The sequence below is a fragment of the Stenotrophomonas sp. genome, from assembly GCF_032066555.1.
GTDB lineage: Bacteria > Pseudomonadota > Gammaproteobacteria > Xanthomonadales > Xanthomonadaceae > Stenotrophomonas.
Map to the genome: position 1 here is coordinate 18,951 of NZ_DAMBKV010000023.1, position 26,339 is coordinate 45,289.

Sequence of the window (26,339 nt, forward strand, 5' to 3'; positions counted from 1 at the left end):
GCCAGCTTGGCCCTGCGCGGCCCGGCTGGCAAGCCGGGCCATGTCACCGGGGTTCAGTGATAGCCGGTTTCGGCCGTGACCTTGCCGCGGAAGACCTTGTACGACCACACCGTGTAACCCAGGATCACCGGCAGCAGCAGCACCAGCCCGACCATGCTGAAGCCCAGCGAGGACGCCGGTGCGGCGGCCTGCCACAGGGTCAGGTGCGGCGGCAGCAGGTAGGGCCACATGCCCAGCACCAGGCCGATGAAGCCCAGCACGAACAGCGCCAGGGTCAGCAGGAACGGCGGCAGGTCACGGCGTGGGTGCATGGCGCTGCGCCACAGCGCCACCGCCACGGCCAAGGTCAGCAGCGGCACCGGCGACAGCCACCAGAAGTTGCCGTCGCTGAACCAGCGCTCCATCACCCGCGACTGCAGGAACGGCAGCCAGGTGCTCACCAATCCCATGAACACGATCACCGCCACCATCAATGGCCGCGTCAGCGAGCGCGCCAGCGCCTGTTCCCGGCCCTCGGTCTTGAGGATCAGCCAGGTACTGCCAAGCAGCGCATAGCCGGTGACCACCGCCACCCCGGTCAGCATCGAGAACGGGCTGAACCAGCCGAATGCACCGCCGCTGTAATGCCCGTCCTGCATCGGCAGGCCCTGCACCAGCGCGCCGAGGATCACGCCCTGCGCGAACGAAGCCAGCAGCGAGCCCAGCGCGAACGACACGCTCCACAACGCACGCGAACGATGCGCCTTGAAGCGGAACTCGAAGGCCACGCCGCGGAACACCAGTCCCATCACCAGCAACAACACGGGCAGATACAGGCCCGACAGCAACACCGCATACACCTGCGGAAACGCCGTCATCAGCCCTGCGCCGCCGAGCACCAGCCAGGTTTCATTGCCGTCCCAGATCGGCGCGGCGGTATTCATCATCACGTCGAGCTGCTTCTCGTCCTCGGCAAACGGCGCCAGGATGCCGATGCCGAGCACGAAGCCATCCAGCACCACGTACATCAGCACGCCGAAGCCAATCACCGCGAACCATGCCACCGGCAGCCAGGTTGTCATCTCCATGTCAGCGCTCCTCCAGTGGTTCGTTGACGCCGGACAGCGGCCGCGCCGGGGTATGCATGCCGTCGTCGCGCGGCGGCGGGTCATGTGGCTTGGGCCCACTGCGCATGATCTTGACCAGGTACCAGATGCCCCAGCCGAACACGAACAGATAGCCGATCACGTAGATGGCAAGTGACAGCACCGTCATCCACACGCTCTGCGTACCCACCGCATCGGCGGTGCGCAGCACGCCATACACCACCCACGGTTGCCGGCCCATTTCGGTGACGAACCAACCGGCCACCAGCGCAATGAAGCCGCTGGGCAGCATCCAGTTCCAGCCGCGCAGCAACCACTTCGATTGCAGCAAACGCCCACGCCATAGCTGGAAAGCCGATATCCACGCCAACACCAGCATCAGCGTGCCGATGCCAACCATGATGCGGAATGCATAGAACACCGGTACCACCGGCGGTCGCTCGCTGGCCGGCACCGAGGTCAAGGGCGCAAAGCTACCGTCCATGCTGTGGGTCAGGATCACGCTGCCAAGCTTGGGGATGGCAATCTCGTAATCGTTGCGCTCTTCCTTTTCGTTCGGCACCGCGAACACCACCAGCGGCACACCTTCGCCCGGCCGGGTTTCATGCCAGTGCGCTTCCATCGCCGCGATCTTCATCGGCTGGTGCTCCAGCGTGTTCAAGCCATGCATGTCGCCAACGAAGATCTGCACCGGCACCGTCAATGCGGCGAATGCGACCGCGGCCACCAGCATCTTGCGGCCGGCTTCCACATGCACCCCACGGCGCAGGTACCAGGCACCGACGCCGCCGATAACAAAGCAGGTGGTGATGAACGAGCCCAAAGCCATATGCGCCAGGCGATACGGGAAGGAGGGATTGAACACCACCTGCCACCAGTCCTGCGGATGCACGATGCCATCGACCAGCGTGTAGCCCGCCGGGGTATGCAGCCAACTATTGGAAGACAGGATCCAGAAGGTGGAAAACAAGGTACCCAGCGCCACCATGCAGGTGGAGAAGAAGTGCAGCCGTGGCGACACCTTCTCCCAGCCGAACAGCATCACGCCGAGGAAACTCGCTTCGAGGAAGAACGCGGTCAGCACCTCGTAGGTAAGCAACGGCCCGATCACCGTACCGGCTACCTCGCTCAGGCGCGGCCAGTTGGTACCGAACTGGAAGGCCATGACGATGCCGCTGACCACGCCCATGCCGAAGGACACGGCGAATATCTTCTGCCAGAAAAAAAACAACTCACGCCAGACCGGGTTGCGGGTGCGCAACCAGCGCCATTCGACGAAGGCCAACCAGCTGGCGGTGCCGATGGTGAAGGCTGGGAACAACACATGAAAACTGACGACGAAGCCGAATTGGATCCGGGACAACAGCAGCGCTTCCACGGGCGCTTCTCCGCATGACCTTTAATTGGGGCAATTCTGGTCCGGTATTGGTTAAGACCGGATGTGACCGGATGTCGCAGTGCGTCAAAAAGTCGCAGCCGCTCTAGCCCCCTCCCTTTGGCGCAGCCAAGGGGAGGGTTGGGGAGGGGTGAGCATTTGGCTGGTCCTGTAGAGCCGAGCCATGCTCGGCTGAGGCCTTACCGGGAAAGCCCCTGCCGAGCATGGCTCGGCACTACCCTTCTGCAGCAGCTATTCGGGCAACCGAAACATTGCCGATTCCGGCAGCTCAACCGCCGAACCCGGCCCCCATGACCTGTGGCCCAGCCCGCCGCAGGTGGTCGCTGCTACCCTTGCGGGGTTCTCTTTCACCGGTGCCGAATGATGCCCAAGCTGCTGCCCCTGTCCCTGCTGTTGTTGACCGCTTTCGGCAGCGCCCATGCCGCGCCCACGCCGATCACCATCGAGCAGGCCATGGCCAACCCCGACTGGATCGGGCCGCCGGTGGAATCGGCCTGGTGGTCGTGGAACGGCCAGCAGGTCGAATACACGCTCAAGCGCCAGGGCAGCCAGGTGCGCGACAGCTTCCGCCTGCCGCTCAGCGGCGGCGTCGGCCAGCAGGTCGCCGATGACCAGCGCGGCACCCTCGATGCCGGCGACCGCGTCTATGACAGCAGCCGCCAGCGCATGGCCTTCGTGCGCAACGGCGACGTGTTCGTGCGTGACCTGCGCAGCGGCGCGCTGACCCAGCTGACCCGCAGCAACGACCGCGCCAGCGACGTCAACTTCGCCAGCGATGGCGGCGTCATCTGGCAGGTGAGCAACAACTGGTTCCATTGGAACCCGCGCAACAACAGCACCCGCCAGGTCGCCCAGCTCAAGGCCGACAAGAACCCGGCCGACGCCCCCAAGGCCGACGTACTGCGTGACCAGCAGATGCGCACCCTGTCCACGCTGCGCAGCGACCGCGCCCAGCGCGAGGAACTGCGTGAGCAGGGCGAACGCTGGCGCCAGGCCGACCCGACCCGCGCCGCGGCACCGATCTTCCTGGGCGCCGATGTCGAGATCGTCAGCAGCGCGCTGTCGCCCGATGCCCGCCACCTGATCGTGGTCACCAAGCCCAAGGGCTACGACGAAGGCCGCGGCGGCAAGATGCCGCTGTACGTCACCGAGTCGGGCTACGAGGAAGCCGAGGACACCCGCACCCGCGTCGGCCGCAATGATCCGGAGCCGCATGGGTTCTGGCTGGCCGACGCCGCCACCGGCAAGGTCCAGCCGCTGTCGCTGGACAACCTGCCCGGCATCGCCACCGATCCGCTCGCCGAGTTGCGCCGCAAGGCCGGCAAGGACGCGCTGAAGGGCAACCGTCCGCTGGAACTGATGAGCGACTTCATGGGCGGCGGCATCCGCTGGAATGCCGACGGCAGCCAGGCCGCGATCATGCTGCGCGCCAACGACAACAAGGACCGCTGGATCGCCACCACCAGCGCCACCAGCGCGCGCCTGGAAAACCGCCACCGCCTGACCGACGGCGGCTGGATCAACTGGGGTTTCAACGATTACGGCTGGATGCCCGATGGCCGCACCCTATGGCTGCTGTCCGAAGAATCTGGCTATTCGCACCTGTACACGCAGAGCGGCAGCGCCAAGCCCAAGGCCATCACCTCCGGCAACTGGGAAACCTCGGCACCGGTGGTCAGCGCCGACGGCAACAGCTTCTACTTCCTGTGCAACCAGAAGTGGCCGGGGGATTACGAGGTCTGCAACGTCAACGCCAACGGCGGTGCCGTGCGCGAAGTGACCGCGCTCGATGGCGTGGAAGACTTCAGCCTGTCGCCGGATGGCCAGCAGCTGCTGGTGCGTTATTCCGCGCCCTACCTGCCGGCGCAGATCGCCGTGCTGCCGAGCAGCGGCGGTGAAGCCCGCCAGCTGACCGACACCCGCAGCGCCGAGTTCAAGGCCCGCGAGTGGGTGCAGCCGCAGATGGTGCAGGTGCCGTCCAAGCACGGCGCCGGCCACGTCTGGGCCAAGTATTACGGCCCGGAAAAGCTGGAAGCCGGCAAGCAGTACCCGATCGCCATGTTCGTGCACGGTGCCGGCTACCTGCAGAACGTGCATGCGCGTTATTCCAACTACTTCCGCGAGCAGATGTTCCACAACCTGCTGGTGCAGAAGGGTTACATCGTGCTGGACATGGACTACCGCGGCAGCGAGGGCTATGGCCGCAACTGGCGCACCGCCATCTACCGCAACATGGGCCACCCGGAACTGGAAGATTACCTGGACGGCCTGGACTGGCTGGTCGAGACCAAGCAGGGTGACCGCAGCAAGGCCGGCATCTATGGCGGCTCCTACGGCGGTTTCATGACCTATATGGCGCTGTTCCGTTCACCGGGCACGTTCAAGGCCGGCGCTGCGCTGCGTCCGGTCGGTGACTGGCACCAGTACAACCACGCCTACACCGCCAACATCCTCAACACCCCTGACATCGACCCGGAGGCCTACCGCATCTCCTCGCCGATCGAGTACGCCGAGGGCCTGCAGGACAACCTGCTGATCGCGCACGGCATGATGGATGACAACGTGTTCTTCCAGGACTCGGTCAACATGACGCAGAAGCTGATCGAGCTGCACAAGGACAACTGGTCGATCGCGCCGTATCCGCTGGAACGCCACGGCTATACCCGCGCCGACTCCTGGCTGGACCAGTACAAGCGCATCCTCAAGCTGTTCGAGCAGGAACTGAAGTAAGCATCTGCAAGGGCGCCGCGAGGCGCCCTTGTTGTTTGTGGGTGGTGGATGTTTTCTGCATACAGCCAAGAGCACCCCTCCCCAACCCTCCCCTGCGCGTTGCGCAAGGGAGGGGGCCGCTTTGCTCCCTCCCTTTGGCGCAGCCAAGGGGAGGGCTGGGGAGGGGTGCTTCTGCTTCTGCTTCTGCTTCTGCCCACCACCCTCCAAGCCTCCAGTACCATTCCCCACACGGAGCCCCACCCGCTGGAAGCACATGTCCACGACTGAAAACCCCATCCGCATCGTCACCGCTGTCATCCTCGATCCGCAGCAGCGCGTGTTGGTCGTGCGCAAGCACGGCTCGGATACCTTCATCCAGCCCGGCGGCAAGCGCGAGCCCGGCGAGGACGCCCTGCAGACCCTCACCCGTGAGCTGCACGAAGAACTCGGCGTACACGTCGATCGCAGCAACGCGCTGGCGCTGGGCACTTTCGAAGACGCCGCCGTCAACGAACCCGGCCGCCGTGTGCAGGGCGAGTCCTTCCTGGTACACATCAGCGGCATCCCGCAGGTACAGGCGGAAATCGCCGAGCTGACGTGGATTCCGCTGCTGCCACCGCACGGCGTGAAGCTGGCACCACTGAGCGCCCGGCATGTATTGCCCGCAGCATCCGCAGCCCTCCTCCGCGGCGGGAAAGCCAGCTGAGTCCCGTCATCATTCCTCAACGCATCCGTAGCCAGCCATCGTGAATCCACCCCAGTTTCCGTCCTCTCCAGCCCCCTCTTCCGCAGCCGCCTCGTTTGTCGCCGTCACCGCAAAGCTGTCGCTGGTGATGGCGGCGATGGCCATCATCTGGAGCCTGCTGCAGCTTCTGCTGGTAGCGCTGATGGGCCGGTTAAACATCACCGAGGTGATGCAGAACGAAGGCCTGCCGCTGACGCCGGGCATGCTTTGGCTCGCCGATCATGCGTTCTCGCTGAGCGTGCTCGGCCTGTTGCTGTCGATCGCCTTCCTTGCCGTGTCATGGGCATTGCTCAAGCAGCGCGAATGGGGCCGGATCGGCTTCATCGTCTTCCTGGTGCTGGTGGCCGTGGCCAACTTCGCCTTCCTGCCGCTGATCCACGGCATGTTTGAAGCGATGCAGGCCATGGTGCCTGCCGACTTCCTCAATTCTCCAGAAGGCCTGGAAATGCGCGTGCAACTACGCGTTGGCCTGTGGACCTCGCTGATCACCGGCATCGCCGCCGCGCTTGCATTGGCCGGACTGCACGGCTGGCTGGTGATCAAGCTGAGCCGTCCCGACGTCCGTTCCCTGTTTCACTGAATCCCCCGGAGTTTCCATGTCTGTTCCACGTCTACTGTCCGCCCTCGCCGGCGGCCTGCTGGCACTGAGCGCATTGCCGGCGGCTGCCGCCAGCTTGAGCTGCGGCAGCTATAGCGCCGAAGAAGGCTCGGCCCGCTTCGTGATTGAAAGCAGCAGCCAGGCCACGATGCGCTATGAAGGCCTGGCGCCTACCCAGTATGTAATCCGCCAGCAGGGCAACACCCTGCACGCGGCTGACGTATCGAATGGCTTCAGCACCGAGTACAGCCTCAGCAGCGACGGCAAGCGCATCACCGGCAGCCTAGGCGACTACGTGCTGGAGGCCAGCAGCAGGTGCAAGACCGCGCCCACACCGGCCGCGAACAGCTGCCGTGCCGATATCGACAGCTGCATCGAGAACGCCAGCGCGGCAACGCCGCAGCAGCTGCGCCAGTGGTGCCAGGAAGACCTGCCCTTCGCCTGCGAGCGCCTGCTGTCCAGCTACCGCAACGAAGCCCAGGCCGCACTACAGGCGGCAACGCCCGATCCGGACCTGGAAGAACCTGCCGTCTGCAAGGAAGGCACTCCGCAGTACAGCGAAGCGGCCTGCCTGGCAGCAGCCAAGGAAGTCCTCGGCATCGCCATGGCCAAGGCGCTGGTCGGCGCGTTCGGCAGCAATAGCGCGGTGCTGCCCGAGCCGCGTTTGAACGAGCTGCTGCAGCTGTGCCGCAGCCATCCGGACGCCGGCTTCTGCAGCGAGGTCGCCGATGCGCATTGGGATGCCGGACGCTACCTGCCCGCGCGCGAAGCCCTGCAGCTGGCCTGCAAGGCCGGCGCCGACGAGATGACCTGCAAGCGCGCACAAGCGCTGACTGCATTGAGCGCCACCGAGCTTGATGTCGCCCCCGCCAGCAGTCTGCCCTGCGGCGACTACAAGGCCAGCACCGGCCTGATGGATGCGCTCGGTTTCGGCAACGATGGCCTGGTGACGATGGGCATGGGCAGCGAGCTGCGCGCCCGCCTGGAGGATGGCGCCATCCATATCCGCCACGACAAGGGCGGCGACTTCGTGCTCAAGCCGCTGCGCAACGGCGGCCTGCTCGGCATCGACAGCTGGAACCGCTATGCCGTCTACCAGCGCACCGGCGGCAACAACCACTGCAGCGCGCCCAAGGTATTCGTCGAGCTGCCGCTGCCGCAGGATTGCCCAGCGGGCAGCGACCCGCAGGCCTGCTGCAACAGCGGCAAGCTGCAGGGCTGCAACACCCTCGGCCACCGCCACTCGCTGGCCGGTGACTGGCAGGCCGCCGCACCGTATTACCAGAAGCTCTGCCAGGCCGGCGTCCGCGTTGGCTGCGAGAACCTGCGCAGCGTCTACGAGAACACCGGTGACGAAGACATCCCCGGCAAACTGCTGTCCATCTGCAAGCGCGACGGCAAGGGCACCCATGTGGCCTGCGATGTCTACGAGACCACCAACTGGGCAATGGCCGGTCTGGGCGCGCAGCTGATGCGAGCCGCCGAAGACCTCGACAACGAAGAAGACGCCGACGCACCGGCGCCCCCCAGCAAGGGCAAATCGCTGCGCAAGTAAGGCATGCGGCGCAGGTCGCGGCAGCGGCCTGCGCTACAGTACGCATATGAACGAATTCGACCGCGTACGCGACTATCTGACCGGCCTGCAGGACCGCATCTGCGCCGCCATCGAGCAGGCCGACGGCCAGGCCCGTTTCAACGAGGACCGCTGGCAGCGCGCCGAAGGCGGCGGCGGCCGCACCCGTATCCTGCGTGATGGCGCGGTGTTCGAGCAGGCCGGCATCGGCTTCTCCGACGTCGCCGGCACCCGCCTGCCGCCCTCGGCCTCGGCCAATCGCCCGGAGCTCGCAGGCGCCTCCTGGCGCGCCTGTGGCGTGTCGCTGGTGTTCCACCCCAGCAACCCCTACCTGCCGACCACCCACGCCAACGTGCGCTACTTCCAGGCCGAGCTGGATGGCAAGACGGTGGCAGCCTGGTTCGGCGGCGGTTTCGACCTGACCCCGTTCTATCCCTTCGACGAAGACGTGCAGCACTGGCACACGGTTGCTCGCGAGCTGTGTGCGCCTTACGGCGAAGACCGTTATGGCGCGCACAAGCGCTGGTGCGATGAATATTTCTTCCTCAAGCACCGCAATGAAACGCGCGGCGTTGGCGGCCTGTTCTTCGACGACCTGCACGCGGACTTCGAAACCGACTTCAATTACCTGCAAGCGGTCGGCGACGGATTCCTCGATGCCTACCTGCCCATCGTCGAGCGCCGCAAGGACACGCCCTACGGCGAGCGCGAGCGCGAGTTCCAGCTGTACCGCCGCGGCCGCTATGTCGAATTCAACCTGGTCTACGACCGCGGCACCTTGTTCGGCCTGCAGAGTGGTGGCCGCAGCGAGAGCATCCTGATGAGCCTGCCACCGCGCGTGCGCTGGGAATACGGCTACACCCCCGACAACGGCAGCGATGAAGCACGCCTGGCCGAGTACCTGGTCCCAAGGGATTGGCTGTAGTGCCGAGCCATGCTCGGCAGGGGCCTTACAAGCAGCACCACAACCTGTAGTGCCGAGCCATGCTCGGCAGGAGCCTCACAAGCAGCACCGCAACCGTAGTGCCGAGCCATGCTCGGCAAGGGGCCTTACAAGTAGTCTTGTAGGAGCGGCGTAAGCCGCGAAGCCATCAAAAATGAAATCGCGGCAATACCTGCAATCGGATGGTCCGCCAGCTTCGCGGCTTACGCCGCTCCTACAACACCTCTGCCGAGCATGGCTCGGCACTACATCCGGTCCTTCTTGAGGATGATGGTGATGTGGCCGTTGGTTTCAAGCAGTGCCAGGTCTACTTCATCCACGTCGTCGCAACCTGCGTCGCGCATCGCCTTGGAAAAATCGGCCTTGCTCACCAGCTCGCGCCGCAACACCTTCTGCAGTACGTGGCCGTGCCGGGCCAGTACCACCGGCTCGCCTTCGATCACCCGCTCCATCGCCGGGCTGCGGGTGGTGATCCAACCTACGAAATAATTCAGCGCAATCAGCGTGGCCGCCAGCAACAGGCCGCCGCCCAGTGAGGTGTCCTGGCCAAGCAATGCGTTCTGCACGGCGTTGCCCAGCAACACCAGCAACAGCATGTCGAACGGGGTGAATTGGCCCAGCGTGCGTTTGCCGGCCACCCGCACCATCACCAGCACCACGACATAGACAATCACCGCGCGCAGGATGAATTCCCACCACGGCATCGCCAATGCGAACAGGTCGGACATGATTCCCCTCCATCACTCGATGGCAGCATCCTCGACCAGCACGGATAAAGGGAATGCGAGTATCGCGACGGCGTTATCGCGGGTCAAAATGGTTTCATTTGCTACAAAAAGAAGCCCCGCCGACCAGGGGGGGGTCGACGGGGCCGGGGAGCGGGCATTTGGGGAGGAATCCCCGCTCCGAGATCTGCTCCAGGGGATGGGAGAGATCCGCGACAGACGTTGCGTCTGTCGCGGACTATATGAGCATTCCCAACCTTGATGGATCGTGAAGAATCTGTCGTGCTTTCAAAATAATTAAGGACAGATTCATCTGCCAAATACCGCTGGCATTTAATAAATGCGGTGTAACGCGACGCATTGTTTCATTTACTAATACTTTCTAGTTAAGAAACTAGAAAATCAATGAGCCTCGTCCCAATTTTCCCCGATTCCGGTGTCAACAACCAACGGTACCCGCAGCGTCGCAGCCGACGCCATCCGTGACTCGACTTCCGCACACAAGGTGTCGATGAATGCGGCATCGGCTTCAAATACCAGTTCGTCGTGCACCTGCAGGATCATCTTGGCCTGGTCGCTGTACCCCTGCAGCCAGGCGTCCACGCTGACCATCGCCCGCTTGATGATGTCCGCCGCGGTGCCCTGCATCGGTGCATTGATGGCGGCACGCTCGGCACCGGCACGCAGGCCCTGGTTGCGGGCGTGGATGTCATTCAGATACAGGCGCCGGCCAAACAGGGTTTCCACATAGCCCTGCTCGCGGGCCTGCGCACGCATGCGCTCCATGAAGTCACGCACCGCCGGATAGCGGCTGAAATACAACGCGACATAATCCTGCGCCTGACCACGGTCGATACCGAGGTTCTTGGCCAGGCCAAAGGCGCTCATGCCGTACATCAGGCCGAAGTTGATCGCCTTGGCGGCGCGGCGTTCGTTCGCCGTCACCTCGTCCAGCGCGCGCCCGAACACTTCGGCCGCCGTTGCGCGGTGCACGTCGGCGCCCTGCTCGAACGCACGCACCAGACCCGGGTCTTCGGACAGATGCGCCATGATCCGCAGTTCGATCTGCGAGTAGTCGCAGGCCATCAGCTTGCGACCCGGTGGGGCGACAAAGGCCTTGCGGATGCGGCGGCCATCCTCGGTGCGTACCGGGATGTTCTGCAGGTTCGGATCGGACGAGGACAGCCGCCCGGTCGCCGCACCGGACTGGTGGTAGCTGGTGTGCACGCGGCCGGTATCCGGGTTGACCATCTCCTGCAGCTTGTCGGTATAGGTGCTGCGCAGCTTGGTCAGGCCGCGGTATTCCAGGATCACCCGCGGCAGCTCATGCTGCTCGGCAATCGCCTCCAGCGCCTCTTCATTCGTGCTGGGCTGGCCCTTGGGGGTTTTCACCAGCGCCGGCAGGCCAAGCTCGTCGAACAACACCGCCTGCAGCTGCTTGGGCGAATCCAGGTTGAAGGTATGCCCGGCCAGCTCGGTGGCCTTCTGCTGCGCGGCCAGCATGCGTGCGGACAGGTCATTGCTCTGCCGCTTCAGCTCGGCCGCGTCGATGCGCACGCCATTGGCCTCGATGCGCGCCAGCACCGGCACCAGCGGCATCTCGATGTCGCGGTACACGCTTTCCAGCGACGGTATCGCTGCCAGCTGCGGGGCCAATACGCGGTGCAGGCGCAGGGTGATGTCGGCGTCTTCGGCGGCGTAGGCGCCGGCTTCGTCGATGCCTACCTGGGCAAACGAAATCTGCTTTGCGCCCTTGCCCGCCACGTCCTCGAACTTGGTGGTGGTGTAGCCAAGATAGCGCTGCGCCAGTGAATCCATGTCATGGCGGGTGGCGGTGGAATTGAGCACGAAGCTTTCCAGCATCGTGTCATCGGCATAGCCCTGCACGTCCACGCCATGGCGGCGCAGCACGTGGATGTCGTACTTGCCGTGCTGGCCCAGCTTGTTCTTGCCAGCGTCCTCCAGCAACGGCTTGAGCGCGTCCAGCACCTGCTGCAGGGGCAGCTGCTCGGGCGCACCCGGATAGATGTGGCCCACCGGGATATAGGCACCCTTGCCCGGCTCCACCGCCAGACTGATGCCGACCAGGTTGGCGCGCATCGCGTCCAGCGCGTCGGTTTCGGTATCGAAGGCAAATTCGTCGGCAGCCTGCAGACGCGCAACCCAGGCCTGCAGCTGTTCGCTGGTGAACACCGTTTCGTATTCACCCTTTTCTGCCATCGCTGGATCAAGGCCAACAACCGGCTCGCTATCAGCTGCCTTGGCGTAGCCGGCGGCGGTGCCGCGCAGGCTGGGCTTGCTGTCGGCGGCCACGTCCGGCGCGGCCACGCCGCCCAGCTCACGCAGGGCCTGGGTGAAGCCGTAACGCGCATACAGCTCGCGCAGCGTCTCCACGTGCTGTTCGCGCAGCTTCAGGTCGCGCGGGCCCTGTTGCAGCGGCACATCGGTGCGGATGGTGACGAGGTCACGGTTCAGCGGCAGCCGCGGCAGCGCGGCGCGCAGGTTCTCGCCGATCTTGCCCTTCATGGTCGGGGCGGCGGCAATCACGCCGTCCAGGTCGTTGTACTCGGCCAGCCACTTGGCAGCGGTCTTGGGGCCGCACTTCTCCACCCCCGGCACGTTGTCGACGGTGTCGCCCATCAACGCCAGGTAATCGACGATCTGCTCGGCACGCACGCCGAACTTGTCGATCACCGCCGCATCCGAATCGGTACGGCTGCCGGTCATGGTATTGACCAGCACCACGCCCGGCCGCACCAACTGGGCAAAATCCTTGTCGCCGGTGGAGATGGTGACTTCCAGGCCGTCCCTGGCACCGGCCAGGGCCAGGGTGCCGATCACGTCATCGGCTTCCACGCCGTCCACGCGCAGGATGTCGATACCCAGCGCCTGCACGATGTCGCACATCGGCTGCACCTGCGAGCGCAGGTCGTCGGGCATCGGCGGACGGTTGGCCTTGTACTCGGCATACATGTCGTCGCGGAAGGTCTTGCCCGGCGCATCGACCACGAAGGCGACGTATTCGGGTTTTTCCTTCAGCGTGGAGCGCAGCATGTTGACCACGCCGAACAGCGCGCCGGTGGGCTCGCCATTGGCGTTGGTCAGTGGCGGGAGCGCGTGGAACGCGCGGTACAGGTAACTGGAACCGTCAATAAGGACTAATCTGCTCATGCGCTGATTCTACGCGGCGGGCCGCTGCTGCATGTGGACAGGCATAATCGGACCATTCCCACCGAAGGAAGCACCACCATGAAATCCTTGCTGCTGATCCCCCTGCTGGCCCTGGCCGGCTGCGCCACGCTCGGCGCTGGCTCGCCACCGGTTGATGTCAAAGGTGCGGATGTCACCCGCAAGGCGATGGACAACGGCGACACCATCGAGGAATACCGCGTCGGTGGCACCCTGCGCATGGTCAAGGTGACCCCGGCCCGTGGTGCCCCGTTCTACATGTACGACCGCGACGGCGACGGCCGCATGGACAGCGACAAGGACGGCACCAAGCCGGTGTATTGGAAGCTGTATAGCTGGTGATCCAGCCCCCTCCCTTGCGTGCGCAGCACGGAGGGGAGGGTTGGGGAGGGGTGCTTTGGGCAGCCAAGCGTGAATAGCAGCCGACCCTTTCACCTGCTCCTACAAAGACCTCGTTTGAGGGCTTTGCTGATTCGGCTCACTGGTTTCTTTGGGGACACAGCGGGAAGCACCCCTCCCCAGCCCTCCCCTTCGCTGCGCGAAAGGGAGGGGGCAAAAAGCCGAAAGCCCTCTAATCGAGGGCTTTGTTGATTCTGGTTGCTGGTTTCTTTGGGGACACAGCGGAAAGCACCCCTCCCCAACCCTTCCCTTCGCTACGCGAAAGGGAGGGGGCAAAAAGCCGAAAGCCCTCCAATCGAGGGCTTTGTTGATTCTGGTTGCTGGTTTCTTTTGCGGACACAGCGGAAAGCCCCCTCCCCAGCCCTCCCCTTTGCCTTCGGCAAAAGGGAGGGGCCAAGCTTTGCCCCTCCCCTTTGGCGTAGCCAAGGGGGAGGTTGGGAGGGGGTGGTCTTGTGCTTTGGGCTTTTGCGGCTCCAGCCAAGAGCCCCGTCCACAGCCCTCCCTTCGCTGCGCGAAAGGGAGGAAGCTGAAAGCCTCAGCGGATCACCAGCACCGGTACCGTGCTGCGGGCCAGCACTTCGGAGGTCTGGCTGCCCAGCAGTACCCGGGTGACGCCACGCCGGCCGTGCGATGTCATCACCAGCAGGTCGCTGTTGCAGGCCTTGGCGGTGTCGATGATGCCGTCGGCGGCGTAGCGGTCCAGCACGTGGTGGGTCTGCACGTCCGCCACATCGGCCGCGTGTGCGGCGGCCAACGCCGGTTGCAGGATCTTCTGCGCGGCTTCCTCACGGTCCTTCTTGTACTCCGGACTGGCCTCGTAGCCAGCGCTCCAGCCCATGGCGTCGTACATGCCCACCGCCCACGGCTCGGAAACCGTGACGATGTCGACATGCGCGCCCAGTTGGGCGGCCAGCTCCAGCCCCTTGGCCAAGCCCTTGGCGGAAAGCTCGGAACCATCGGTGGCGATCAGGATGCGCTTGTACATGGCAGTTCTCCTTGGATGAAAGGGGGTGGTGACACCATTGCACACCCGATGGTGCCCCCATGCCTTGCGCCAAATCAAACCGGGACCCTCAAACGTTGACCCATACCTCCCAGTGTGGTCCGCGCTGCTGCCAGTCGAACTCAACCGGCAGGAACTTCTCGATCAGCCGCGCATTGCTGCGCAGGTGGTCGCTGAGGCTGGCGGTGGTGAAGCGCCCACCGCCGGCCAGCGCCATCGGCAACAGTAGTTGGTCCGACAGGTGCTCGCCCACGCAGGCACCGCCGTCCAGATAGGTCTGCACGGTCTCGGCCAACCGGCCCGCCACGTCCTCGGCAGCCAGTCCACGTTCGCCATGACTGTCGAAATGCTCGACATGCAGGTCATGCCGCACCGTCACCGAGGCCACGTTGCCCGGCCCCAGGGCCGGCCGCACCACCCGCACATGGCGTGGATGGGCATCCAGCCCAAAGCGCTTGGCCAGCACATCCAGCTCGCGCTGGCCGATGGCGGCAGGCAGGCCCGATACCAGCACCTGCGCTTCCAGCTTCTGCAAGGGCCCGCGCACGCTGAATTCCTGTGCCTGCAGTTGCGGGCATGGCTGTACCGTGGCCTCAAGCATACCGCCACCGGCCGGGTGGAAGCCCGGTACATGCAGCTGCAGTTCCGCCTGCACGCCCATCCGCGCCAGTGCCGGCAGATAGCAGCTGCTGACGAAGTCGGCACTCGGCGCCATCGGGTTGTGCGTACCGCCTTCCAGCCGCACACGTGACGGCGCGGGCGCCTGCCATAGCGCGGGCAGCACCGTCTGCAGCACCAGCGTCGCCGAACCTGCGCTGCCGATGGCGAAGTGATAATCGCCCGCCTGCACGATGCCCGGCACGAAACGCAGCGTGTTCGCGCCCAGGGCAGCGCCTTCCACCTGCGCATTGCTGATCCGCGCCGCGGCGTTGACCGCAGTCAGGTGCTGGCGCATCAGTCCCGGCCGCGAACGCATCGCGCGGATGTCCTGCATGGCAAAGCCAATCCCGGTGCACAGGCTCAAGCTCAGCGCGGAACGCAGCAATTGCCCGCCACCCTGACTCCCATCTATTTCAATCATTTCCATTGTCCTGCCTTCCTGTGGCGCCCCACCGCAGTGGGGCGCCATCTTGCCTTATCCCTTCACACACACCACCTGACGCAGGGTATGCATGATCTCAACCAGATCGCGCTGCGCCTCCATCACCGCCTCGATCGGCTTGTAGGCAGCCGGTGACTCATCCACCACCTCGGCGTCCTTGCGGCACTCCACGTGCGCGGTGGCCTTGATGTGGTCATCCACGCTGATCAGCTTGCGCGCCTTGGTGCGGCTCATCACGCGGCCGGCACCGTGGCTGCAGCTGTGGAAGCTGTCCTCGTTGCCCAGCCCGCGCACGATGAAGCTCTTGGCGCCCATGCTGCCCGGGATGATGCCCATCTCACCCTTGCGCGCACTCACCGCGCCCTTGCGGGTAACAAGTACATCCTTGCCGAAGTGGTGCTCGCGGTTGACGTAGTTGTGGTGGCAGTTGACCGCCTCGGCCTGGGCCTCGAACGGCTTGCTGATCACCGTACGCGCGGCCGCAACCACATTGCGCATCATCACCTCACGGTTGATACGGGCAAAACGCTGCGCCCAGTCCACCGCAAACACGTAGTCGCCGTAATGCGCGCTGCCTTCCGGCAGGTACGCCAGGTCCTGGTCCGGCAGGTTGATCATCCAGCGACGCATCTCCTGCTTGGCCAGCTCGATGAAGTAGGTGCCGATGGCGTTGCCGACGCCACGCGAGCCGGAGTGCAGCATGAACCACACGCGCTGTTCTTCATCCAGGCATACCTCGACGAAGTGGTTGCCGGTACCCAGCGTTCCCAGGTGCTTGAGGTTGTTGGTGTTCTTCAGCTTGGGGTGACGCTCGCAGATCAAGGCGAAGTCGGCCGCAAGCTGCGACCAGCCTTCCACCGCCAGCTCCGGCGCGGTGTCCCAGCTGCCCTTGTCACGGCCGCCACGGGTCACGCTGCGGCCGTGCGGCACCGCGCGTTCGATCGCGCTGCGCAGCGCCGACAGGTTGTCGGGCAGGTCACTGGCGGTCAGCGTGGTACGGGTGGCGATCATGCCGCAGCCGATATCCACGCCCACCGCCGCCGGAATGATGGCACCGATGGTCGGCACCACCGAGCCCACGGTTGCGCCTTTGCCCAGGTGGACGTCAGGCATCACCGCTACCCATTGATGGATGAAGGGCAGGCGCGCGATGTTCTTCAGCTGCTCGCGGGCTTCGTCTTCCAGCGGCACGCCGCGCGTCCACAGCTTGATCGGTGCCGCACCCGGCTCCTGGATGACGTTGTAGTTGGTGTCGTTCATTGATGGCTTTCCTGTCATCTTCAAATATAGAGGTGCGGTGACAAACAGTGGTGGAAGTGTCCGCAACGCCAGAAGTAACTTCTGCCGTTGCGGCCGGGAGTCGAACCCGACCCCGCAGGGCTGCCTTTGTAATTCCACCTGCATTCACCGCATGGAACAGCTACGAAAGGTGCCGGCCTGCACGACGAGGTTTGAAGGAACATCCTGCTCTAACCAGACTGAGCTACCGCTGCGTTTCGGGCGGGATTCGAACCCACGACCCGGAGCTTAAGAGGCTGTAGTTCCTTCGGCATTCGTGCGTGCCGACGTTGAAACGTGTTCATGCCGAAGCATGAAGTAATACAAATAAGGTGCCGGCGAATACGACAAGAATGATGGAACGTTTCACCGCTGTGCCACGAGGGCAAGGCGGCGATCCTGCTCTATCCACTGAGCTACCGATGCATTGCGGCATCGGGCGGGAATCGAACCCGCGACCTGGAGCGTCAGATGCTGTAGTTCCATCGACATTCGTACACGCCGACATTGAGGGGTGGGAGCAGACGGCAAGGGTTGGACTGACTCTCCGGATTCGAACCGGAATGAACAACCAATGTAGTCAGGCCGGCATCCGCCTTCTCCCATGAAATAGTCTCCAGGCCCGGCCGGCCCCATTGCCGGCCGGGCATCACTGCGGCGACATCCGTATCGCCCTTACAAATCCATTGCCGCGATCCGCTCCACCCAGCGCGGGCGCTGTGCCGGCGGCAGGCTGGCATTGGCCAGCAGCTCGAACACCGCATCGCTGAAGCCGCCGATATGCAGCACGTCCTCGCGCTCAACGGTCTGGCTGCTGGCCACCGGCTGCAGATCGATGCAGATCAGCTGCGCCTGCGGGCAACGCGCCTTCAGCGCGGCCCACTCACGCATGGTTGCGGTCTCACGGCTGCCGCGGGTGTCACGCCAGCTCTCGTTGTCCGACACCAGCACCAGCAGATCCACCTGCGCCCGCTTGCGGTTGAGATAGGCCAGCGGTGCACTTACCGAGGTACCGCCACCATTGATCGCCAACTGCCGTGCCAGCGTCATCACGCTGTCACGCGGGTTCAACTGCTGCGGATGCACCTCGGTGTCGAACGGCAGCACCTGCGCCTGCGGGTGACCGCGCAACACGCAGGCCGCGATCAAGGCCGCCACGTCGACGCACCGCGCCGCCGAGCTTGCTCCCTTGCGATAGCCGGTCACCGGCCACTGCATCGAGCCGGAGACGTCCACTGCCACCACCACCTTGCCCTGCAATGCCGGCACCGACGCAGTCGCCACTTCCATCGCGTCCTGCAGCGCGTCCAGGATCGGACGCGGCAGTGCCGCACCGGCGTGGTAGGCCATCAGCAGCTGGTAGGGCAGCACCCGCGAACGGGCGATCTGCTGCGGGTCACGCAGCTTCGCTGCCACTTCGGCAACCATCACCGCATCCTCGAACACACCGTGACGGGCAAAGGTGTTCAAGTTCATCCGCAGCTGCTGCCAGCTTGAGTTGCGCGCCAGCACCGACCACTGCGCGGCATCCAATGCCAGCGCGCTGTAGTACTGGAACGGCAGGTCCGGCAGCATCCCGCGCGGTTCGCGCTTGAACGCCTCGTAGGCACGCAGTTCCGCTGGTAACAGCGCCTCGTCGTACGGCCGCCCGATCACCCAGGCATACAGCGCCTCACGCGCGGCATCCTGCGGCTTGGGGTGGACCATGCGGATCACATCGGCCAGCGACGGCTGGTTGCCGATCGCCGCGCGGATGATCGCCTTCGGCGAGGCCTGCTGCAGCCACTGCCGCAGCATGCGCTTCGGCAACGAGCCCAGCGAACGGCGGCCCACCCGACCGCTACGCATGATCTGCACGAAGGTACGCAGCATGCGGCCGTTGTCGATCACATGCGGGAAAGCAGCGGCAAACGCCTCGCCATCACGCACGCTCAGCAGCGCCAACAGCAGCGCCGGCACGTCCTTCATATGCGCCACGCCGTGGGCATAGGCGGCAGTGCGTGCAATGAAGCCGGCATCGACCTCGTTGCACAGCGCCTGCACCTGCTCCAGTTGCGCATCGGCGCTGGCGTAGAAGGTGCTGTTCAAGCAACCGGTGGCGGCGAACAGGGCCAAGGCCGCACGCGGGTCGCGAACATAGGCCGATCCACCGGCTTCGTTGCGGACCGTGGCCTTCGGCAGCAGGGCGCCCCGGAAGGATGCGAACAGGTTTGCGTTGGCCATTTCGTACTCCTTGGCGGGAACTGCCCGCCGCTCTCTTGGCCCTATACAACGCAATGGCCGTGCCAACTTTCCCCGACTTCAATCAATTAATTGATTTTAAAAGTTATTTTTCGATTCAGACCGAAGATTTGCGCACCCGAAGCGCGGCTTTACGTATACTTTTAGCGCGCTACTTATAGGAATTGATATGTCCAAGCGTCAGGTCATCTTCGGCATGCTCGGCACCCAGCTCGATTCGGGCAGCGGCCCCGGCCGCTGGGAGAAATGGCGGCCCACGGTCGCTCTGGGCATGCATGAGGACTTCCAGCCCGATCGCATCGAGCTGATGCTGGACGAGCGCCGCTTCAGCCGGCTGGCCAAGCTGGTGCAGGAAGATCTGGCATTGGTATCGCCCGGCACCGAGCTGCGCCTGCACGACACCTACCTGGTCGATCCCTGGGAATTCGAAGGCGTCTACGCACGCCTGCATGACTTTCTCGCGAGCTATCCCTTCCAGCCGGACGAGGAGGACTATTACGTCCACATCACCACCGGCACCCACGTCACCCAGATCTGCTGGTTCCTGCTGACCGAGAGCCGGCACTTCCCAGGCCGCCTGCTGCAGACCTCGCCGCCGCGCAAGCAAACCAATGGCGACCCCGGCAGCCACACCGTGATCGACCTGGACCTGTCGCGCTACGACCACATCGCCCAGCGCTTCGCCCAACAGCAGCTGCAGGACCGCGACCTGCTCAAGAGCGGCATCGCCACCCGCAACCCGGCATTCAACCGGATGATCGAGCAGATCGAGAAAGTCGCGACGCGCTCGCGCGCACCAATGCTGCTGACCGGCCCCACCGGTGCCGGCAAGAGCCAGTTGGCCAAGCGCGTATTCGAGCTGAAGAAGCTCAAGCACCAGCTGCCAGGTCGCTTCGTCGAGGTGAACTGCGCCACCCTGCGTGGCGATGGCGCGATGAGCACCTTGTTCGGCCACACCAAGGGCGCCTATACCGGCGCCAGCAGCGACCGCGCCGGCCTGCTGCGCTCGGCCCACCAGGGCCTGCTGTTCCTCGACGAGATCGGCGAACTGGGTGCCGACGAACAGGCCATGCTGCTGCGCGCCCTGGAAGAGAAGCGCTTCCTGCCAGTAGGCAGCGACCGTGAGGTGGAAAGCGACTTCCAGCTCATTGCCGGCACCAACCGCGATCTGCAGCACGACGTACGACTAGGCCGCTTCCGCGAGGATCTGCTGGCGCGCCTGAACCTGTGGACCTATCAACTGCCGGGTCTGGCCGAACGCAGCGAAGACATCGAACCCAACCTCGAGTTTGAACTGGAGCGCTGGTCACGCGAGCAGCACGAGCGCGTGCGCTTCAACGCCGAAGCGCGTAGCCGCTATCTGACATTCGCCACCAGCAGCGAAGCTGCATGGCGCGGCAACTTCCGCGATCTGGGCGCCAGTGTTGTGCGCATGGCGACGCTGGCAAATGCAGGACGCATCCAGACCGACGGCGTCGATGAAGAGATCAACCGCCTGCGCACGCAATGGCATGGCGGCGATGATGCATCGCCACTGCAGGCATTGCTCGGCGATGCCGCAAACCAGCTGGACCGCTTCGACCGCGTGCAACTGGAAGAAGTGGTGCGCGTCTGTCTGCGTTCGAAAACCCTGTCTGCCGCTGGCCGCGAACTGTTCGCGGTATCGCGCACCCAACGCGCCAGCACCAACGACGCCGATCGCCTGCGCAAATACCTGGCCAAATTCGATCTGGATTGGGAGCAACTGAGGAATCACGCAACCCCACCGTAGTGCCGAGCCATGCTCGGCAGCCCTTCGCGCACAGGCAATGCGCAGATCACGTCCCGGGTGCGCTGCGCTTACCCGGGCTACGCGGCTACGTGGCTCACCGCTTGATCAGATCACCGTCAGATTCGCATACGCCATCACCAACCACTTGCTGCCGGCGTCGGCGAACTCGACCTGCACGCGAGCGTGCTGGCCGTTACCTTCGTAGTCGGTGACCATGCCTTCGCCAAACTTGGGATGATTCACCAACGCGCCCAGCTTGATCGGCGGTGCTTCGATATTGGCGTGGCCGCCCATCGACCGGCTTGCACCCAGCGAGGCCGGGCGCGAGACCTGCACCTTGGGACGAACCTCGTTGAGCAGCTCGCGCGGGATCTCACGCAGGAAGCGTGACGGCAGGCTGTAATTGTCCTGGCCGTGGATGCGGCGCGATTCGGCATAGCCGAGTACCAGCTTCTGCCGCGCGCGGGTGATGCCGACGTAAGCCAGACGGCGCTCTTCTTCCAGACGCCCACTTTCTTCGAGCGAACGCGCACTGGGAAACAAGCCTTCTTCCATGCCGGCCAGGAACACCAGCGGGAACTCCAGGCCCTTGGCCGAATGCAGCGTCATCAGCTGCACTCCCTCTTCACCTGCCTGTGCCTGGCCTTCGCCAGCTTCCAGCGAAGCATAGGACAGGAACGCCACCAGCTCGCTCATGTCCTCAGCGCCTTCCTCGATATCATCTTCGCGACGCACGAAGCGCGAGGCCACCGAGATCAATTCGTCGAGGTTGTCGGTGCGCGATTCCGAATCCAACGCGTTGCGACTCTCCTTGCCCCAGTGCTCACGCAGCGCCGAACGTGACAGCACGTGATCGATGCGCTCGGACAGATCCATCTCGCCGGTTTCGGCGGTGATCTGCTGCACCAGGTTGATGAAACCGGCCAGCGCATTCTTCGCGCGGGAGGTCAGATCGGTGCCCTGCGTGGCCAGCATCGCTGCCTCCCACAATGGCAGCGCCTGCTGCCGTGCGATGCGCCGCACCTCATCCAGGGTGCGCTCGCCAATGCCGCGCGTCGGTGTGTTCACCGCACGCTCGAAGGCCGCATCGTCGTTGCGGTTGGTCATCAGGCGCAGGTAAGCCAGCGCATCCTTGATTTCGGCACGCTCGAAGAAGCGCATGCCACCGTACACGCGGTACGGCACCTGCTCGCTGAGCAGCGCTTCTTCGAAGGCGCGCGACTGCGCGTTGCTGCGGTAGAGCACGGCGACGTCGCCATAGCTGCCACCATCGCGGACCCATTGGCGTGCACGCTCGACCAGGTAACGCGCCTCGTCCATCTCGTTGTAGGCAGCGAACAGATCGATCGGATCGCCGTCGCCGCTGTCGGTCCACAACTGCTTGCCGATGCGGTCCGGGTTGTGCGCGATCACCGCATTGGCGGCACCAAGGATGTTGGCGGTGGAGCGGTAGTTCTGCTCCAGGCGAATGGTCTGCGCGCCAGGGAAATCTTTGAGAAAACGCTGCACGTTCTCGACCTTGGCCCCGCGCCAGCCGTAGATGGCCTGGTCATCGTCACCGACCACGAACACATGCGCGCTGTCGCCGGCCAGTACCCGCACGAAGGCGTACTGGATGGCGTTGGTGTCCTGGAACTCGTCGACCAGGATCTCGCGGAAGCGGGCACGGTAATGCGCCAGCAGCGCCGGGTTGTCGCGCAGCAGTTCATGCGCGCGCAGCAGCAGCTCGGCGAAGTCGACCAGGCCGGCGCGGTCGCAGCGCTCCTGGTAGGCCGCATAGGCCTGGCGCAGGGTTTCGCCCCACTGGTCATGCGGCTCGGGCTGGATGTGCTGCGGACGGCGGCCTTCATCCTTCTGCGTGTTGATCCACCACATCACCTGCTTGGGCGGGTACTTGCTGTCGTCCAGCTCCAGCTGCTGGACCACGCGCTTGACCATGCGCAGCTGGTCGTCCGAATCCATCACCTGGAAGGCTTCAGGCAGCTTGGCATCGGCCCAGTGCAGGCGCAGCAGGCGATGGGCCAGGCCGTGGAAGGTGCCGATCCACATGCCACGGCTGCCCTTGCTCAGCTGCAGGTCGATGCGGTGACGCATTTCGCCGGCTGCCTTGTTGGTGAAGGTAACCGCGAAAATGCCGTGCGCCGGCACGCCACAGACTTCGGTGAGCCAGGCGATGCGATGGATAAGCACGCGCGTCTTGCCGGAACCGGCGCCGGCAAGAATCAGGTGGTGACCAAGAGGCGCCGAAACGGCCTCGCGCTGGGCTGCGTTCAGCCCGTCGAGCAAGTGGGAGACATCCATGCGCCCATTTTACGGGAAGCAGGCCAACGCTACCTGTAGTGCCGAGCCATGCTCGGCAGGGGCTTTACCGGCGAGGCCTCTGCCGAGCATGGCTCGGCACTACATTTGGATTGCCTGGGAGGCCCCTGCCGAGCATGGCTCGGCACTACAAGGCTTGTTTTGCCGCCGCTGCTGCCTGCCCACGCAATTCAGGAATCGCCAGGCTTTCCCACAGGCTGCCGATGCGCAGACTGCCCAGCACCTGCATGCGCGGCTCAACCATGCCATCGGCGTCGATCAGGCTGCCGTCGGCCGCTGTATCCAGGCCGATTCCATGCGGGCCGGCACGGCCCACGCCACTGCCCAGCAACTGCTGCAGCAGCGGATTACGCATCGCCTGCGCGCGCATCTCCACGCCAGTGGCGTTGACCACGCATTGCACTTCCAACTGCAACGGCTGACGCCAGCGGTCCAGCGCGCCCAGCCGCACACAGGCACCTTCGGCAACGGCGGTTTCCAGGCGACCACGGTGCAGCTGCAGGCGACCGGCCTGCTGCAGCTCCAGCAGCTGCGCATGCAGCGGCGCGGCGATGCGGTGGCGATGCACGTCCCAGTAACGCACCACATGCCGCAGGAAACGGCGCTGGTCGTCGAATGAAAGGCTTTGCCACAAGCGCTGACCCAGCGGGCGGATACGCTCCATCACGCTCTGCCACGGAATATCGCGGGCTGCCGCCTCGGCTGCATGACGCCGCAATGCGTGCATGCGCTGGCGCAGGCTCATCGACAGCAAAGGCTCGGGATCGTAGTCAGCGGCAGCACCCTTGGCGTGCGGCAAGGGCAGCAGTGCATGCCGCGACAGCACATGGATACGCCCGCGATGACCGTTGGCCTGCAGCGTCGCCACGCTGTCCGCCATGCTCAGGCCGGAACCAATGATCGCAACATCGGCATTGTCTGCAATGGCGTCGAGCGCGGCGTAATCCCAGGCCTCCACGCGCTTGCCGCTGACCAGACTGCTGGCACCGCGCGCCGGCAGTGGCCGCAGCGCATTGCCCACCGCCAGGACCACTCGCCCAGCCTGCACTGGCCGGCCCGAATCCAGGGTCAGCAGCACGCCTTCCTGATTGGGCTGCAGCGCCTGTACCCGCGCAGCCAGAATCTCCAATTGCGCAGGACTGGCGTCCACCGCCTGCTGCAGGCGCAAGCGCAGGTAGTCGGCGTAATGCCGACGCGACACGAACTGCCCAGCCACCTGCTCCCGCGATAGCGCAGGAAACGCCTGCACTTCACACAGGTAATCAAGGAAGTCCTCGGGTTGTTCAGGAAAGCCGCTCATCTTGGCGGCCGGCACGTTCAGCACGTGCTCCTCGCGCGTGGTCGCATAGGCCACGCCGCGGGCCAACGGCAGGTTCGGCTCGATCACCAGCAGGCGCAGCGGCTGGCTTGCGCCACGCAGTACGCCGATGGCGGCGAGTACGCCAGCAGCGCCACCACCAATGATGGCCAGATCACACAATGCAGGGGTATCGATAACACTCATCTGCCCGATTGTAGGCGATGCAGTACCACCGCCTGATGCTGCACGGGCATGTATTCATGCTGGCAGGGCGGGAACTTTTTCACAGCCCTGAAACACAGAACCCGCCTTTCGGCGGGCTCTGCTTGGAACAGCAGCTCAAACAATCCCTGGGGATTACTTGATCTTGCCTTCCTTGTACATCACGTGCTTGCGAACAACCGGATCGTACTTGAGGAATTCCATCTTCCCCGGGGTGTTCTTCTTGTTCTTGTCGGTCGTGTAGAAGTGGCCAGTGCCGGCCGAGGAAATCATACGGACCTTATCGCGCTTACCTGCCATGATCGTTTACTCCTCAGACCTTTTCGCCGCGGGCACGCAGCTCAGCCAGAACGGAATCGATACCGTTCTTGTCGATGGTGCGCAGTGCATGCGCGGAAACACGAAGCTTGACCCAGCGGTTCTCGCTGGCAACCCAGAAACGGCGCTCGTGCAGGTTCGGCATGAAACGACGACGGGTCTTGTTGTTGGCGTGCGAGACGTTGTTACCCGTCTGCACTCGCTTGCCGGAAACTTGGCATACGCGGGACATTGCGCACCTCGGTAATGTTGATGACTTCCTTAGCCAGGAAGACGGCGGCCCCGGCGGTTACCCGCCACGCGTCATGGGAATCAAAGGGTTACGCTGACAAGGATGGCCAGATGACGTGTTCCCGGCCACCGATCCGGAGAATTCCGGACACAGCGAGCCGCGTATTATGCCAAGACCAGGGCCTGCTTGCAAATCAGTGGCTTGGCGGCTGCCATTGGGCCTATTCAGGCAGCCCCCAATTCCCGCCACGCCGCCCGGGCCACCTTCCAGGCCGAGCGCAGGAACAGCAGCAGCAAGGCCACGGCGATCAGCAGATCCGGCCAGCCGGCGCCGAAGGCCCAGACCGCCAGCGCAGCCAGGATCACAGCGCCGCCCTCGTATACGTCATTCAGCGAACAGGCCCAGGCCGAGGCCAGGTTGATGTCGCCCTGCCGGTATGGCCACAACAGGCGCAGGCAGAACAGATTGGCGGCAAGGTTGAGCAGCGCGGCGATGCCCATGCTTTCGAACAGCGGCAGATGCGGATGGGCCAGCTTCCAGGCAATGCCTGCAGCGACCGCAATTGCCGCGCACAGAATGAAGACCGCCTTGAGCATGGCCACCCGCGCCTTGGCGGCAAGGCTGGCGCCGACCACGGCCAGGCTGAGTGCGTAGGTGAGTGCGTCGCCGAGGTTATCCAGGCTGCCGGACAGCAGCGAGGCCCAGCCGCTATGCCAGGCGGCGAGCATCATCATCACGAAGGTGATCAGGTTGATTGCCAGCACCTGGTAGAGCACGCGGCGCTGCTGCGCCTGCATGCGCTCGACTTCCAGGGTTTTGCCGCAGCCACAGCAGTCGCTCATTGGGGTTCCGCAGGAATGTTTTGTTGGATTATCGCGCTGATGTGCCAGGGCAAGTAGAAATCAGCGAGCCGCCAGCGGTAGTGCCGAGCCATGCTCGGCAGGGGCCTTGCCAGCGAAAAGCTTGCCCTCACCCCAACCCCTCTCCCGTAAACGGGAGAGGGGCCAGAAAGGTAGTGCCGAGCCATGCTCGGCAGGGGCCTTGCCAGCGAAAAGCCGCCCTCACCCCAACCCCTCTCCCGTGAACGGGAGAGGGGCCGGAAAGGTAGTGCCGAGCCGTGCTCGGCAGGGGCCTTACCAGCGAAAAGCTTGCCCTCACCCCAACCCCTCTCCCGTAAACGGGAGAGGGGCC

General features: G+C 64.4%; 20 protein-coding genes. 7 read left to right on the forward strand and 13 right to left on the reverse strand.

Going from position 1 to position 26,339, the window contains the following annotated elements; translation table 11 throughout:
* Positions 1–53: 53 nt before the first annotated feature.
* On the reverse strand, positions 54–1,067 hold the full coding sequence (gene cydB / locus RT131_RS17790; RefSeq protein WP_313174126.1) for a cytochrome d ubiquinol oxidase subunit II: 1,014 nt from the start codon (positions 1,065–1,067) through the stop codon (positions 54–56).
* 1 nt (position 1,068) lies between these two features.
* The gene (locus RT131_RS17795) at positions 1,069–2,463 is read right to left on the reverse strand and encodes a cytochrome ubiquinol oxidase subunit I (protein ID WP_313174128.1); all 1,395 of its coding nucleotides are present in this window, start codon (positions 2,461–2,463) and stop codon (positions 1,069–1,071) included.
* 381 nt (positions 2,464–2,844) lie between these two features.
* Here RT131_RS17795 and RT131_RS17800 point away from each other — a divergent pair, with 381 nt between their 5' ends.
* The 5 genes from RT131_RS17800 to hemF all read left to right on the forward strand — a co-directional run bounded on the left by RT131_RS17800 (position 2,845) and on the right by hemF (position 9,031).
* On the forward strand, positions 2,845–5,211 hold the full coding sequence (locus tag RT131_RS17800) for a S9 family peptidase (RefSeq protein WP_313174130.1): 2,367 nt from the start codon (positions 2,845–2,847) through the stop codon (positions 5,209–5,211).
* A 253-nt stretch (positions 5,212–5,464) separates the two neighbouring features.
* Entirely contained in the window at positions 5,465–5,896 is a 432-nt protein-coding gene (locus tag RT131_RS17805; protein ID WP_313174132.1) for an NUDIX domain-containing protein, read from the forward strand.
* A 40-nt stretch (positions 5,897–5,936) separates the two neighbouring features.
* The gene (locus RT131_RS17810) at positions 5,937–6,515 is read left to right on the forward strand and encodes a hypothetical protein (protein ID WP_313174134.1); all 579 of its coding nucleotides are present in this window, start codon (positions 5,937–5,939) and stop codon (positions 6,513–6,515) included.
* A 16-nt stretch (positions 6,516–6,531) separates the two neighbouring features.
* Positions 6,532–8,088, forward strand: coding sequence for a hypothetical protein (locus tag RT131_RS17815; protein ID WP_313174136.1), 1,557 nt, complete (start codon positions 6,532–6,534; stop codon positions 8,086–8,088).
* 46 nt (positions 8,089–8,134) lie between these two features.
* Complete coding sequence (hemF, locus tag RT131_RS17820) at positions 8,135–9,031, forward strand: oxygen-dependent coproporphyrinogen oxidase (protein WP_313174138.1); 897 nt, start codon at positions 8,135–8,137, stop codon at positions 9,029–9,031.
* Between the two features lie 263 nt (positions 9,032–9,294).
* Here the strand turns inward: hemF and RT131_RS17825 are convergent, their stop codons facing one another.
* Positions 9,295–9,777, reverse strand: coding sequence for a YetF domain-containing protein (locus tag RT131_RS17825; protein WP_313174140.1), 483 nt, complete (start codon positions 9,775–9,777; stop codon positions 9,295–9,297).
* A gap of 399 nt (positions 9,778–10,176) precedes the next feature.
* Complete coding sequence (polA, locus tag RT131_RS17830; protein ID WP_313174141.1) at positions 10,177–12,945, reverse strand: DNA polymerase I; 2,769 nt, start codon at positions 12,943–12,945, stop codon at positions 10,177–10,179.
* Between the two features lie 78 nt (positions 12,946–13,023).
* Between polA and RT131_RS17835 the strand changes: the two genes are divergently transcribed.
* Positions 13,024–13,305, forward strand: coding sequence for a DUF2782 domain-containing protein (locus RT131_RS17835; protein ID WP_313174142.1), 282 nt, complete (start codon positions 13,024–13,026; stop codon positions 13,303–13,305).
* A 592-nt stretch (positions 13,306–13,897) separates the two neighbouring features.
* Here the strand turns inward: RT131_RS17835 and RT131_RS17840 are convergent.
* The 4 genes from RT131_RS17840 to RT131_RS17855 form a co-directional block, all read right to left on the reverse strand.
* Positions 13,898–14,347 carry a universal stress protein gene (locus RT131_RS17840; protein WP_313174144.1) on the reverse strand — a complete coding sequence of 150 codons (450 nt, stop codon included), beginning with the start codon at positions 14,345–14,347 and terminating at the stop codon, positions 13,898–13,900.
* A gap of 88 nt (positions 14,348–14,435) precedes the next feature.
* Complete coding sequence (gene rtcA / locus RT131_RS17845; protein WP_313174146.1) at positions 14,436–15,452, reverse strand: RNA 3'-terminal phosphate cyclase; 1,017 nt, start codon at positions 15,450–15,452, stop codon at positions 14,436–14,438.
* Between the two features lie 48 nt (positions 15,453–15,500).
* Entirely contained in the window at positions 15,501–16,727 is a 1,227-nt protein-coding gene (locus RT131_RS17850) for an RtcB family protein (protein ID WP_313174147.1), read from the reverse strand.
* Between the two features lie 693 nt (positions 16,728–17,420).
* Entirely contained in the window at positions 17,421–18,968 is a 1,548-nt protein-coding gene (locus RT131_RS17855) for a VWA domain-containing protein (protein WP_313174149.1), read from the reverse strand.
* Positions 18,969–19,155: 187 nt separating this feature from the next.
* Here RT131_RS17855 and rtcR point away from each other — a divergent pair, with 187 nt between their 5' ends.
* Positions 19,156–20,757 (forward strand): RNA repair transcriptional activator RtcR, encoded by a 1,602-nt coding sequence (gene rtcR, locus RT131_RS17860; protein ID WP_313174151.1) that lies wholly within the window; start codon positions 19,156–19,158, stop codon positions 20,755–20,757.
* A 105-nt stretch (positions 20,758–20,862) separates the two neighbouring features.
* Here the strand turns inward: rtcR and uvrD are convergent, their stop codons facing one another.
* The 5 genes from uvrD to RT131_RS17885 all read right to left on the reverse strand — a co-directional run bounded on the left by uvrD (position 20,863) and on the right by RT131_RS17885 (position 25,990).
* On the reverse strand, positions 20,863–23,058 hold the full coding sequence (uvrD, locus tag RT131_RS17865; RefSeq protein ID WP_313174153.1) for a DNA helicase II: 2,196 nt from the start codon (positions 23,056–23,058) through the stop codon (positions 20,863–20,865).
* 145 nt (positions 23,059–23,203) lie between these two features.
* Positions 23,204–24,580, reverse strand: coding sequence for an FAD/NAD(P)-binding protein (locus tag RT131_RS17870; RefSeq protein ID WP_313174155.1), 1,377 nt, complete (start codon positions 24,578–24,580; stop codon positions 23,204–23,206).
* Between the two features lie 153 nt (positions 24,581–24,733).
* A complete protein-coding gene (gene rpmG, locus RT131_RS17875; protein WP_172675037.1) occupies positions 24,734–24,901 on the reverse strand; it encodes a 50S ribosomal protein L33 in 168 nt (55 codons plus the stop codon).
* Between the two features lie 10 nt (positions 24,902–24,911).
* On the reverse strand, positions 24,912–25,148 hold the full coding sequence (rpmB, locus tag RT131_RS17880) for a 50S ribosomal protein L28 (protein ID WP_313174156.1): 237 nt from the start codon (positions 25,146–25,148) through the stop codon (positions 24,912–24,914).
* A gap of 224 nt (positions 25,149–25,372) precedes the next feature.
* Positions 25,373–25,990: a cation transporter gene (locus tag RT131_RS17885; RefSeq protein ID WP_313174158.1), complete on the reverse strand. Its 618-nt coding sequence runs from the start codon at positions 25,988–25,990 to the stop codon at positions 25,373–25,375.
* Between the last annotated feature and the right edge of the window lie 349 nt (positions 25,991–26,339).